The organism is Yersinia sp. FDAARGOS_228, from assembly GCF_002073315.2.
Classification (GTDB): domain Bacteria; phylum Pseudomonadota; class Gammaproteobacteria; order Enterobacterales; family Enterobacteriaceae; genus Yersinia; species Yersinia intermedia.
This window is the reverse complement of the sequence record NZ_CP020409.2, coordinates 4,681,602-4,694,861: the sequence shown is the minus strand read 5'-3', so window position 1 is coordinate 4,694,861 and position 13,260 is coordinate 4,681,602. Positions and strand designations below refer to the sequence as shown.

Genomic DNA, 13,260 nt, shown 5'->3' with positions numbered 1-13,260 from the left:
CACAATACCCCTGCCTTTTGTCCTCTTAGGGCGTGCTATTGCCTATTTTAGCTTATGGTTACCTGATGAGTTCGGTGATAACGTTGGGCAAAAGGTATCGTTTGCGTAACGGTATTCATGCCTGTTTATTAGGGGGGATGAAGCCGGTATAAAACACTCATGACATGTTATAGCCAAAGCAATTGGAGTTGTAGGTAGGCGGCAAGCGAATGAATTCCCGATGAGCTTACACCAGTAAGTGATTCGGGTGAATGAACGTAGCCAACGCCCCTACGGCTTTAAGTGCGAAGGGTATATTGAGGGAGAGTAGATGGCTAAGCAGACCCCGCTGTATGATCAGCACGTAGCGTGCGGTGCGCGCATGGTAGATTTTCATGGCTGGATGATGCCATTGCATTATGGTTCCCAAATCGACGAGCACCATATCGTGCGTCAAGATGCCGGTATGTTCGATGTCTCTCATATGACTATCGTTGATCTGCACGGTGCCCGTACCCGTGAGTTCCTGCGTTACCTGTTAGCCAACGATGTTGCCAAACTAACCCAACCGGGCAAAGCCCTTTACACCGGGATGCTGAATGCGTCCGGCGGTGTTATCGATGACTTGATTGTCTATTTCCTGCAAGAAGACTATTTCCGCTTAGTGGTTAACTCCGCTACCCGTGACAAAGATCTGGCCTGGATAATCCAGCATGCCGAACCTTATCAAGTTGAAGTGACGGTGCGTGACGATCTTGCCCTAGTGGCGGTACAAGGCCCAACGGCTCAACAGAAAGTGGCTACTTTACTGACCCCTGAACAGCAGCAAGCGGTTGCGGGTATGAAGCCATTCTTTGGTATTCAAACGGGTGATTTCTTTATCGCGACTACCGGCTATACCGGTGAATCAGGGTATGAAATTGCACTGCCAAAAGAGCAAGTTGTTGAATTTTGGCAGCAACTGCTCGCCGCTGGGGTGAAACCAGCAGGCCTTGGTGCGCGTGATACTTTGCGTCTGGAAGCGGGTATGAACCTTTACGGCCAGGAAATGGATGAAGGTGTTTCTCCGTTAGCCGCCAATATGGGCTGGACAGTCGCCTGGTTGCCGGAAGACCGTCAGTTTATCGGCCGTGAAGCGCTGGAAAAACAACGTGCGAGCGGAACTGAGCAACTGGTCGGTTTGATCATGACGGAAAAAGGCGTATTACGTAATGAGTTACCCGTGCATTTTTCTGATGCGTTGGGTCACTCACATGTTGGTGTAATAACCAGTGGTTCATTCTCGCCAACATTGGGTTTCAGCATTGCGCTGGCTCGTGTGCCTGCGGGGATTGGTGAGAGTGCGGTGGTACAAATCCGCAATCGTGAAATGCCGGTGCGGGTCACAAAACCTGGTTTTGTGCGGGCGGGTAAACCGGTTGCGCTGTAAGTATTCCGAATTATAAGAGCCTAAACTTTTGGTTCTATCTCTTTTAAGGAGCAGCAATGAGCAATGTACCAGCAGAGTTAAAATATGCGTCATCTCATGAGTGGGTTCGTGCCGATGGTGATGGCATCTATAGCATCGGTATCACTGAGCATGCGCAAGAGTTACTGGGCGATATGGTGTTTGTTGATTTGCCTGAAGTGGGCAGTGAAGTTTCAGCAGGCAGTGATTGTGCTGTTGCCGAATCAGTTAAAGCGGCTTCCGACATTTATGCACCGATCAGCGGCGAAATTGTTGCGGTTAATACAGAGCTGGAAAGCTCACCAGAGCTGGTCAACAGCGCACCTTATACCGATGGTTGGCTGTTCAGCATCAAAGCCTCTGATGAAGGTGAGCTGGCCGGTTTGCTAGATGCCGAGGCGTATCTGGCGACCATTGAAGAATAAATGAGAAAAAGCCTGAGGTGAGTGAAGTGCAATGAGCTAAGGGTTGACCACGTCTACGGGCGCTCCGGTGGTTTACGCCACTACGACCCGAACGACGTGTTTCCCCTTAGTTCGGTTTTGTGCGTATTTCTAAAACCTCTCCAAGGCGCGGTTAATCTCAAATATCTCCCGTCCCATGCCCTATTCAGGAATGTGTAGCAAATGACTCAGAATCTCAGCCAGCTTGAACATAACGATGCTTTTATTCAGCGCCACATTGGCCCCTCTGCTGAACAACAGCAACAGATGTTGGCCGCCATTGGTGCCAACTCGTTAAGTACATTGATCCAGCAGATTGTTCCGGCAGATATCCAATTGCCAAGCCCGCCACAAGTGGGTGATGCTGCCACTGAACACCAGGCGCTGGCGGAACTTAAAGGGATTGCCAGCCAGAATCAGTGCTATAAATCCTACATTGGCATGGGCTACAGCCCGGTACTGACCCCGCCGGTTATCTTGCGTAATATGCTGGAGAACCCAGGCTGGTACACCGCCTACACGCCTTATCAGCCAGAAGTTTCTCAGGGCCGTCTTGAGGCGCTGTTGAATTTCCAGCAATTGACACAAGACCTGACGGGGTTGGATCTGGCTTCTGCCTCTTTGCTGGATGAGGCTACTGCCGCAGCAGAATCGATGGCATTGGCTAAGCGAGCCAGTAAGCTGAAGGACGCTAATCGCTTCTTTGTGGCTGATGATGTTCATCCGCAAACGCTGGATGTGGTGCGAACTCGCGCTGAAACTTTTGGTTTTGAAGTGATTGTCGACCGCGCTGAAAAAGTGCTGGAGCTGGATGGTGTTTTTGGTGTGTTGCTGCAACAAGTAGGCACCACCGGTGAACTGCATGACTACAGCGCGCTGCTGTCTGAACTGAAAAAACGTAAAATCATTACCAGCGTGGCTGCCGATATTATGGCGCTGGTGCTGTTGACTGCGCCGGGTAAACAAGGTGCCGATGTGGTATTTGGCTCCGCCCAGCGCTTTGGTGTGCCGATGGGTTATGGCGGCCCACATGCTGCATTCTTTGCCTGCCGTGACGAATTTAAACGCTCGATGCCGGGCCGCATTATCGGGGTATCACGCGACGCTGCCGGTAATACTGCATTGCGTATGGCGATGCAGACCCGTGAGCAACATATTCGCCGCGAGAAAGCTAACTCCAACATCTGTACTTCACAGGTACTACTGGCCAATATTGCCAGCCTGTATGCGGTTTATCATGGCCCGCAGGGCTTGCAGCGTATCGCTGGCCGCATTCACCGTATGACCGATATTCTGGCTGCGGGTTTGCAACAAGCAGGCCTGAACCTTCGTTTCCAGCACTGGTTCGATACCCTGACAGTTGAAGTCAAAGACAAAGCTACGGTATTGGCTCGTGCATTAAGTTTTGGTATTAACCTGCGCACTGATATTCATGGCGCTGTGGGTATCACGCTGGATGAAACCACCTCCCGCGACGATATTCAGACCCTGTTTGCCCTGTTAGTCGGTGATAGCCATGGCCTGGATATTGACCAGCTTGATGCTAAAGTCAGCCAGAGCAGCCAGTCGATACAGGCTACGATGCAGCGCCAAGAGCCGATTCTGACCCATCCGGTATTCAATCGTTACCACAGCGAAACCGAAATGATGCGTTATATGCATCGTTTAGAGCGCAAAGATTTGGCGCTGAATCAGGCGATGATCCCGTTGGGTTCTTGTACCATGAAGTTGAACGCTGCCGCCGAGATGATCCCGATTACCTGGCCGGAATTCGCTGAGTTACACCCATTCTGCCCGCCAGAGCAAGCGGCTGGTTATCAGCAGATGATTGGTCAACTGTCACAATGGTTGGTGCAACTGACTGGCTATGACGCGGTGTGTATGCAACCAAACTCAGGTGCGCAGGGAGAGTATGCCGGTTTGCTGGCTATCCGCCGTTACCACGAAAGCCGTAATCAGGCGAATCGTCATATCTGCCTGATCCCAAGCTCAGCCCACGGCACTAACCCAGCTTCGGCACAAATGGCCGGTATGTCGGTGGTGGTTGTAGCCTGTGATAAGCAAGGCAATATCGACTTACATGACTTGCGCCAGAAGGCAGAAGAAGCGGGTGATGAGTTGTCTTGCATTATGGTGACTTACCCATCAACCCACGGCGTGTATGAAGAAACCATCCGTGAAGTTTGCCAAATCGTTCATCAGTTTGGTGGGCAAGTTTATCTGGATGGCGCGAACATGAATGCGCAGGTTGGCATCACTACGCCGGGTTATATCGGTGCCGATGTATCGCATCTTAACTTGCACAAAACCTTCTGTATCCCACATGGCGGTGGCGGTCCAGGCATGGGGCCAATTGGCGTCAAAGCCCATTTGGCACCTTTTGTACCCGGCCACAGTGTGGTGCAAATTGACGGCATGACCACTCAGCAAGGTGCAGTTTCAGCCGCGCCATTTGGTAGTGCATCGATCTTACCTATCAGTTGGATGTATATCCGCATGATGGGCGCTGATGGCTTGAAGCAAGCCAGTCAGGTGGCCATTTTGAATGCCAACTATATCGCTACCCGTCTGAAAGCCGCCTATCCGGTGTTGTATACCGGCCACGATGGCCGTGTGGCACATGAGTGTATTCTGGATATTCGTCCGCTGAAAGAGGCGACCGGTATCAGTGAAATGGATATCGCTAAACGACTGATTGATTTCGGTTTTCATGCGCCAACCATGTCATTCCCGGTTGCCGGAACACTGATGGTGGAGCCGACAGAATCAGAAAGCAAAGTGGAGCTGGACCGCTTTATCGATGCGATGTTAGCTATTCGTAGCGAGATTGACAAAGTGGCCCAAGGCGAATGGCCGCTGGAAGATAACCCGCTGGTGAATGCGCCTCATACTCAGGCGGAACTGGTGGGGGACTGGCAGCACCCTTACAGCCGTGAGCTGGCTGTGTTCCCGGTTGCAGGTGTGATGGAAAACAAATATTGGCCTGCGGTAAAACGTTTGGATGATGTGTATGGCGACCGTAATCTGTTCTGCTCATGTGTTCCAATTGCTGATTATGAGTAATTTAAAATAGAGATAAGTTGTGTATGAATCTGAGGGTCGCGTATGCGGCCCTTTTGCTATGTTGATTATCTCGCCAGTATTGGCATGCTAGTTTGGGAACTCTTCATCGCAGCACAGGGAGCAGGGATATGAATAAGAAAGTTGCATTAGTGACGGGCGGCAGCCGGGGAATTGGTCGTGCGACCGCATTGCTGTTGGCAAAACATGGCTATCGGGTGGCGGTCAATTATATCAATGACCAGCAAGCCGCGCGGCAGGTAGTGGCGGAGATAGCGGCTGCGGGAGGGTTGGCGATTGCGTTACAGGCGGATATTGCTGATGAATCACAGGTTGTGGCGCTGTTTGAACAAGTTGAAGCGCAACTGGGGCCAATCAGTGCATTAGTGAATAATGCCGGAATTCTGTTCCCACAAACCAGTATTGAAGGCTTGACCGCCGAACGTATTAACCGAGTGCTAGCGACCAATGTGACCGGGTATTTCTTGTGCAGCCGCGAAGCTGTTAAACGCATGGCTCTGCGCCATGGTGGTCATGGTGGGGCAATTGTTAATGTTTCTTCTGCCGCGGCCCGCCTTGGTGCGCCGGGGGAGTATTTAGATTATGCGGCCTCCAAAGGGGCTATTGATACGCTGACCATCGGATTATCGCTGGAGGTGGCGGCTGAGGGGATTAGGGTTAACGGGGTACGGCCAGGTGTTATCTATACCGATATCCATGCCAGTGGTGGTGAACCGGGGCGGGTTGATCGGATCCAAAGTTTGTTACCCATGAAGCGTGGTGGTCACCCACATGAAGTTGCTGAGGCGATTGTTTGGTTGCTATCAGACTGTGCCTCTTATGTCACGGGCAGTGTATTGGACCTGGCTGGCGGAAAATAAAACAGATGCGGTTTGCCAGTCGATTGAGATAGCTGGCCTAACCGCATGGACTTCAACATGATTATTTCAACCAGCCCTTTTGCTGCGCGGCCTGTAACTGGGGCAGTAAATATTGCCAGATCTGAGGATAGCGCTCAGCGACCCGTTGGTTGCGATCCAGCACTTGTTGCAGACGAATACCATTTTCTATCCAGCTTTGCCCCTCGGTATGCAGGTTAATCAGCATTGGCAAAATGCGGTCCAGCATGGTCGCAAAGCACGCATCAGCGGTTTCTTCTGCTTCATACTCGTCCCACAGTGCGGTAAATTGCGCGTTTAAAGCGGGGGGAAGCATACCGAATAACCGTTTAGCCGCAGCCACTTCTTGTTCATGAATGGCGGCTCTGGCGGCCAAATCATAAACGATGACATCACCGGCATCTATTTCAACAATATCGTGCAGCAGTGCCATTTGAATTACACGGTTGATATCAACATCCGGGCTTGCATAGGGGGCCAGACTCATCGCCGCCACCGCAAAATGCCAACTGTGCTCAGCGGAGTTTTCCTGCCGTAAGCTGGCAATCACTTTGGTGCGGCGCTGTATATCTTTTAGCTTATCAACTTCCATCAGAAACTGGACAGTCTCTGTCAGGGGGCCAAAATCCAGAACCGGCAGTGCTAGTGACATAACAAACAACCCTCACATCAGATAAAAATAAACCGGTAATACGTTACCTGATTATCTGCCTTTACTCTGTTCTTTTTGCTTCATCTGGCGATAGACATGGCGAGTTACATGTATTGACAGAATATTTAAGCTTACACGTGTACACTGGAATCATTCTCAGTTAACCTGAGTACAGTATATTTGCGCAATTGGCTACCCACCGTACCGCTCATCGGGATTGATTACCTTGCAGCCTGACTGCAACGCCAATGTCTTTGGCCATACAACAGCTAATATTCAGGATAATAAGTATTGAATAATAAATCAGTTACACCCTCTGCTACAGTTACGCCACCTACCTCTGCGGCTCCCTCGATGTTGTCACCAGCCGCAACGCCGCCGGCCTATCCATGGGCAGAAGAGATAGCTAACAGCATTAGCCATGGTATTGGTGTTGTTTTTGGGATCATCGGGCTGGTGTTGCTTTTGGTGCAGGCAGTAGACAGTGGTGCTGATACCAAAGCGCTAACCAGCTATAGCTTGTATGGCGGCAGTATCATTTTGCTTTTTCTGGCATCAACACTGTATCACGCCGTGCCACACCGTAAAGCGAAGCTCTGGCTACAGAAGTTTGACCACTGTGCCATTTATATTTTGATTGCTGGCACTTACACCCCCTTTCTGCTGGTGGGATTGGATTCGCCTCTGGCCAGAGGGTTAATGGCGGTCATTTGGGGGTTGGCGCTATTCGGGGTGATATTTAAGCTGGCTTTCGCACATCGGTTTGAAGTGCTATCGCTTGTGACTTACCTGACGATGGGCTGGTTATCACTGATTGTGATTTATCAGTTGGCGGTGAAACTTGAAATTGGCGGGTTGGCATTACTGACTATTGGCGGCTTGCTTTACACTTTGGGGGTGGTTTTCTATGCCTCTAAACGTATCCGCTTCGGTCATGCTATTTGGCATGGTTTTGTGTTGGGTGGCAGTGTCTGCCACTTTATGGCGATCTATTTGTACGTTTGATGCTTTAGCCGCATGCATAAATTGAGGCCGGATAACCGGCCTCTGGTTCGAATAATGCTACTTTTCTTCAGTCAATGAGTAGGGCAACGGTTGAATAGCCAGCACACTACCAACATCATCGCGCACCCGTAGTACACTGTCTGCTGCCAGATCGTTGTTCAACACCGCCTGCACCCACACAGTGCCATCACTGAGTTGAATCGCGGCTAATACGGAACCGGTACGACGCCAATTTTCACCTAATTGCCACTCTAAATCTTCACCGGCTGCCGGTACACGGCTGGCAACCCCCGCTAACCAGTACAGCGCGCGCTTATTGGCTCCTCGGTATTTGGCTCTGGCTACCATCTCCTGCCCGGTGTAACAACCTTTACTGAAGCTAATGCCATTCAGCGCCTGAATATTAGTGGCTTGTGGAATAAACTGCGCGCTGCTGTCAGTATCAATAATTGGTAAACCTGCTTCGATATCCAGCGCCAGCCACTGTTTGCTGTTGTTAAACTGCGCGCGGTCAGCCAGTGTTGCCACCAGTTGCTGGGCTTGCTCGGCATCAGTTACCAGTAGAAAACGCTCGGCGGGGAGTGAGAAATGCAACAGTGTGCTATTACCTTGCTGGGTAACCGGGTGCTCAGCACTCGGTAATTCGGCAAAAACCTCAGCCAACGCAGCTTTAGCCTGTGCCCCTGCAATACCTAACAGAACGGCGTCAGGCTGTGCAGCAATCGTCACTTTAGAGAACACGGCATATTTCTTGAGTTCGCTTAACTGGTTATCCAGCAGGCTGCGGCGCTCAATAAATGCCAGCCCCTCGCCACGATAAAATAGCCGCAGGTTGCTCCACATCTTCCCTTTAGCATCACAATGGGCGCAAAGGACATGCTGGTCAGCGGGCAGAGCATCGATATCTGCAGTAACTTGCCCTTGCAGATATTTCACCCGATCAGCGCCAGTTAAGGTAACGAGTGCCCAGTCATCGAGCGACATGAGTGTTAATGGCAGCCCGGAAGAGGCGACCGGTGGTTGTGCAGAGAACGGAGTGTTATGTGCCATGCTTACCTGCAAATGAAAAGTATCTGCCAATGAATAGCACCAGCCAAGGCGGTGCTGTGAGCTTATGCTCCAATGGTAAAATAGCGGGGTAGCTTTGCAAGCAGTTATTCCATGGATTGGTCATTATTATCCAATATCTAAATTAACTGCCATCTGAGGTACAATAGCCACAGATTCTGCGGCAGAATACTGAAGGTGTTTGAAAAAACAGCACTTGCTGAGCATTTAGCATCTTAAGCTTACAATTCAACGGTGATAATCTTCCCGTTGGGTGTATCAAATTGTTACTCTAGTCACTCACCGAGTCAGGCACTTATTGGTTGCCGGATTTGGATAATATCCTTCACTGAGGAGTCAATCAGGACATGGAAATCGATAATAAAGCCCGTATTCACTGGGCGTGCCGTCGTGGTATGCGTGAACTTGATATCTCTATCATGCCGTTTTTTGAACATGAGTATGATGGCTTGAGTGATAACGAGAAGCAGGCATTTATTCGCTTACTTGAGTGTGATGACCCAGACTTATTCAATTGGCTGATGAATCACGGGGAGCCGCAGGACAGCGAACTGCGCCAGATGGTCAAACTGATTCAAACACGAAATAAAGCCCGTGGCCCAGTGGCGATGTGACTTGCGGGTATCCTGGCACACTCAACTCTTCTCTTTATTGTCTCATGGTGTTTTGGTCATACTCACCTTGGTTGCACCCTGGCCCCAGGGGTATACCGCACTGTGGTTGGTATTGCTGACGCTGGTAGTGTTTGAGTGTATCCGCAGCCAGAAAAATATTACGTCCTGTCAAGGCGAGATCCGGCTGAAACCCGGTAACCTGGTTCTATGGAAAAGGCTCGAATGGATCGTGGTCAAACAGCCATGGATCACCCGTTATGGCGTGTTATTAAATCTACAGCAGTCGAGCAGCCGTTCAGCCCGTAAGCGGTTGTGGCTGGCCGCCGACAGTATGTCAGAAGATGAGTGGCGGCAATTATGTCTGCTATTGCGGCATTCATTTGGCTCAGATAAAGGTATGAATCAATGAAACCTTTAATCTGGCTGGTAGAGGATGAGCCGAGTATCGCTGATACGCTGATTTATACCTTGGAAAGCGAAGGTTTTACCCTCCGGTGGTTTGACCGGGGGGAACCGGCGCTGGCAGCATTGGCTGATGGCCCACCCGCCTTAGCGATAGTGGATGTTGGCTTGCCTGATATCAATGGTTTTGACCTGTGCCGCCGCCTATTGGCGCGGGAACCCGCGCTGCCGGTGGTATTTCTTACCGCCCGTAGTGAAGAGCTGGATCGCATTGTCGGGCTGGAAATTGGTGCCGATGATTATATTGCTAAACCTTTCTCGCCCCGTGAAGTGAGTGCCCGCGTGCGCACGGTATTGCGGCGCTTACAAAAATCACACATTCTGGCTGCCTCTGCTGCGGTGCATCAATTCGGTGATTTCACTCTGGATGAGGCCGGCGCACGGGTGACCTATCATCAGCAGCCTCTCTGGCTCACCCGCTATGAATATCTGTTACTGAAAACCTTATTACTGGCCCCAGAGCGCATATTTTCACGTCAGCAACTGATGGATATTGTTTGGGCACAGGCAGAAGAGAGCCAAGACCGCACTGTCGATACCCACATTAAAACCCTGCGTTCAAAATTGCGCATGGCTTACGATGAGGAGTCACCCATTCGCACTCATCGTGGGTTGGGCTATAGCTTGAGTTACCGATGATGAGCTGCGAGCTATGAAGGATCAGCGATGAAAATCGGCGTGCGCTTACTGCTAGGTTACTTTCTGATCGTGGCCATTGCCGGTTATTTTGTCATTCGTATTTTCGTACAAGAAGTGAAACCTGGCGTCCGGCGTGCCACCGAAGGCACATTAGTGGATACCGCCACACTACTGGCTCAGTTTGCCCGGCAAGATATGCTGCTGGATAACGTTGCCAGTGGTCAATTGGCACAAGCGTTTGCTTCGCTAAATTTGCGGCCAATAGGTGCCAATATTGAAGGTATTCGCAAGGATCGTAACGAATATCGCGTTTATTTGACGGATGCCGACGGACGGGTGGTTTTTGATTCATCCGGTAAAGCGGTAGGGCAAGATTATTCGCGCTGGAATGATGTCTGGCTGACGCTACGCGGTGAATATGGTGCTCGCAGCACCCGTACCAACCCCGCAGATGAACAAAGTTCGGTCATGTATGTAGCAGCACCAGTCATGGCTGAAAACAAAATCATCGGGGTGCTCAGTGTGGGTAAACCCAATATTTCCATGGCACCCGTTATCAAACGCAGTGAGCGTAAGATCTTGTTAGCTGGTGGGGTCTTGCTCGGTATTGCCCTGTTGATTGGCTTGGGCTTCGTATGGTGGATAAACCGCTCTATCGGCAAATTGGTAGATTACGCTGAGCGGGTTGCCGAGGGGCAGGTTGTGGCGCTGCCAGCGATGGGCAGTAGCGAGTTGCATGATTTGGCCCGCGCACTGGAGAGTATGCGTCTTAAATTGGATGGCAAAGCCTACATTGAACAATATGTTCACACTATGACTCATGAGCTGAAAAGCCCATTGGCGGCCATTACCGGTGCGGCTGAACTGTTACGTGAGTCGCCCCCGCCAGCCACGGCACAGCGGTTTATTGTTAATATTGAGCAGCAAAGTGCACGCATCCGGCAACTGGTAGATAAAATGTTGGTGCAGGCGCGGCTCGAAAGTCGGGTCGATTTACAGTTTTCTCCATTGGATATCAGTCACATACTTAAACAAACCTTCAGTGCGAAAGAGGCACAGGCTGTCAGCCGCGGTATTTGCCTGCAACTGAAACGCGCCGATAGCGCAATATTAACCGGGGATGGGTTATTACTCAGCCAGGCGCTGACCAATCTGATTGATAATGCACTGGATTTCACGCCTTTGGGCGGGGCCGTGATACTTAGTGGCGAGCGGCATGAGGGGGAGTATCTGATAACGGTTGAAGATAATGGCAGCGGTATTCCCGATTACGCTCAAGAGAAGATTTTCGATCGTTTTTATTCGCTGCCAAGGGCCGATAGCCCGAAAAGTACCGGGTTGGGGCTGAATTTTGTGCGCGAGGTTGCCGCTATTCATCGTGGGCGGATTTCGCTGGAAAACCGCTTGCCACAAGGGGTGAGTGCCTATTTAGCGCTACCGCTGGAGGCAGCATGATTGGCTGACTTCACGTTCACTTCACATAGCCTCATTCTGCTTTCACTTCACTGACTTAAGCTGCTCCCCTGACCTTAAAAGGAGCGCAAGTCATGTTCAAGTCCGTACTATTTTGGAAAATAGCCACATTGCTGGGCTTAATTCTATTGATGATGATCCCGAAAGAGATGTTACTGAACGTTATCTCTGAACGCAGTGGTTATCGGCAAAGTGTTATCGATAAAGTCAGTGACAGCACCAGCCGATCGCAGAAGATCCTTGGTCCGCTAATTGTGGTGCCTTACAGCGAATGGGTAGAAAGCGAAGTTGATGGCAAGAAAAAGAGAGAGCGGATTAATCGTAGCCGCTACATACTGCCAGAGGTCATGACTGTTAGCGGTGCGCCAGATGTTGATGTGCGGCGATTGGGTATTTATAAAGCGCAAGTCTATCAAGGGGCGCTTAATTTCAACGCGCAATTTGACGCAACTGCATTGGACGACTTGATACATGACGGCGTCACTATCGGCAGACCGTCACTGGTGGTGGCGCTGAGCGATTCGCGGGGTATACAGCAAATTTCGCCACTCACGATGGGCAGCCAAAAAATCAACTTCGAACCCGGTGCTTTCCTGGGGCGGACTGCGAACGGTGTGCATGCCGAGCTATCATTGGCGCAGCTTCAACAGAAAAAATTTGATATTAGTTTTACACTGACGCTGACTGGCACCAATAGCCTGTCGGTAGTCCCTATCGGGCGTAGCAGTGAGTTAACCTTGCAAAGCAATTGGCCGCATCCTAATTTTGTCGGCGAGTTTTTACCGTTGCAGCGCAAGGTGGACGAAAAAGGCTTTCGTGCCCACTGGAGCACTAACTGGCTGGCTAACAACATAAATATCAACTTTGCGAGTGATGACCCACATGTCGATTTCAATGCTTTACCCGCTTTTAGCACCAGCTTGATTGAACCGGTCGATCACTACCAATTAACCGAACGAGCCATTAAGTATGCCATTCTGTTTATTGGTCTCACTTTCTTCAGCTTCTTCCTGTTCGAAAGCCTGACCTCACTGCGTGTGCATCCGATTCAATATCTATTGGTGGGGGCGGCTCTGGTGCTGTTCTACCTAATGTTACTGGCGTTCTCTGAACACCTTGGTTTCACGCTGGCTTACACTATCGCCAGCTTGAGTTGTAGCTTGTTGATCGCTATCTACCTGAGTGCGGTGCTGGGCGGGTGGCTGCGCGGTGGGTTGTTTGCTGGTGGTTTATTGCTGTTGTACGGGGTTTTGTTTGGCTTACTGCAATCGGAAGACAATGCATTGTTACTCGGCGCAGGGTTGCTGTTTATTATTCTGGCTGCAGTGATGGTACTAACACGGCGTTTAGACTGGTATCAAGTGGCTAACCCACAGCTATTAACTGGGCAGAAATCGAGCGAAACCAATACCGATAAGACAGTGGATAAACCGGTAGCAGTAGGGGGGAGCAATACCGACGCGTTCCGCTTATGGGATTAATATAACGCAAGGGATACAGAAGCGGGCACATCAAGTGC

Annotated in this window: 12 protein-coding genes; 10 read left to right on the top strand and 2 right to left on the bottom strand. The window is 50.6% G+C overall.

Annotated features, from left to right (window positions below):
• The first annotated feature begins 310 nt into the window (after positions 1-310).
• From gcvT to A6J67_RS21955, 4 genes are all read left to right on the top strand, one after another.
• Positions 311-1,408, top strand: a complete 1,098-nt coding sequence (gcvT, locus tag A6J67_RS21970) for a glycine cleavage system aminomethyltransferase GcvT (RefSeq protein ID WP_032908007.1) — start codon at positions 311-313, stop codon at positions 1,406-1,408.
• A gap of 56 nt (positions 1,409-1,464) precedes the next feature.
• Complete coding sequence (gcvH, locus tag A6J67_RS21965; RefSeq protein ID WP_005193111.1) at positions 1,465-1,851, top strand: glycine cleavage system protein GcvH; 387 nt, start codon at positions 1,465-1,467, stop codon at positions 1,849-1,851.
• A gap of 201 nt (positions 1,852-2,052) precedes the next feature.
• Positions 2,053-4,932, top strand: coding sequence for an aminomethyl-transferring glycine dehydrogenase (gcvP, locus tag A6J67_RS21960; protein WP_050297297.1), 2,880 nt, complete (start codon positions 2,053-2,055; stop codon positions 4,930-4,932).
• Between the two features lie 128 nt (positions 4,933-5,060).
• The gene (locus tag A6J67_RS21955; RefSeq protein WP_005193105.1) at positions 5,061-5,810 is read left to right on the top strand and encodes an SDR family oxidoreductase; all 750 of its coding nucleotides are present in this window, start codon (positions 5,061-5,063) and stop codon (positions 5,808-5,810) included.
• A 61-nt stretch (positions 5,811-5,871) separates the two neighbouring features.
• Here A6J67_RS21955 and A6J67_RS21950 read toward each other — a convergent pair whose 3' ends face one another.
• Entirely contained in the window at positions 5,872-6,480 is a 609-nt protein-coding gene (locus A6J67_RS21950) for an HD domain-containing protein (protein ID WP_050297299.1), read from the bottom strand.
• Between the two features lie 291 nt (positions 6,481-6,771).
• On the opposite strand from A6J67_RS21950, the gene trhA reads away from it, so the two are divergent.
• Positions 6,772-7,485: a PAQR family membrane homeostasis protein TrhA gene (gene trhA / locus A6J67_RS21945; protein WP_371112947.1), complete on the top strand. Its 714-nt coding sequence runs from the start codon at positions 6,772-6,774 to the stop codon at positions 7,483-7,485.
• A 57-nt stretch (positions 7,486-7,542) separates the two neighbouring features.
• Here the strand turns inward: trhA and ygfZ are convergent, their stop codons facing one another.
• A complete protein-coding gene (gene ygfZ / locus A6J67_RS21940) occupies positions 7,543-8,535 on the bottom strand; it encodes a tRNA-modifying protein YgfZ (RefSeq protein ID WP_050297300.1) in 993 nt (330 codons plus the stop codon).
• 365 nt (positions 8,536-8,900) lie between these two features.
• On the opposite strand from ygfZ, the gene sdhE reads away from it, so the two are divergent.
• The 5 genes from sdhE (at position 8,901) to creD (ending at position 13,222) form a co-directional block, all read left to right on the top strand.
• Positions 8,901-9,167 carry an FAD assembly factor SdhE gene (gene sdhE / locus A6J67_RS21935; protein WP_005193092.1) on the top strand — a complete coding sequence of 89 codons (267 nt, stop codon included), beginning with the start codon at positions 8,901-8,903 and terminating at the stop codon, positions 9,165-9,167.
• Positions 9,148-9,576, top strand: a complete 429-nt coding sequence (locus A6J67_RS21930) for a protein YgfX (RefSeq protein ID WP_032908006.1) — start codon at positions 9,148-9,150, stop codon at positions 9,574-9,576. The genes sdhE and A6J67_RS21930 overlap by 20 nt, the downstream gene beginning before the upstream one ends.
• A complete protein-coding gene (gene creB, locus A6J67_RS21925) occupies positions 9,573-10,268 on the top strand; it encodes a two-component system response regulator CreB (RefSeq protein WP_032908003.1) in 696 nt (231 codons plus the stop codon). Before A6J67_RS21930 ends, creB begins: the two co-directional genes overlap by 4 nt.
• Before the next feature lie 27 nt (positions 10,269-10,295).
• Positions 10,296-11,723: a two-component system sensor histidine kinase CreC gene (creC, locus tag A6J67_RS21920; protein ID WP_050089078.1), complete on the top strand. Its 1,428-nt coding sequence runs from the start codon at positions 10,296-10,298 to the stop codon at positions 11,721-11,723.
• A 92-nt stretch (positions 11,724-11,815) separates the two neighbouring features.
• Positions 11,816-13,222 (top strand): cell envelope integrity protein CreD, encoded by a 1,407-nt coding sequence (gene creD / locus A6J67_RS21915; protein WP_005185995.1) that lies wholly within the window; start codon positions 11,816-11,818, stop codon positions 13,220-13,222.
• The last annotated feature ends 38 nt before the right edge of the window (positions 13,223-13,260 follow it).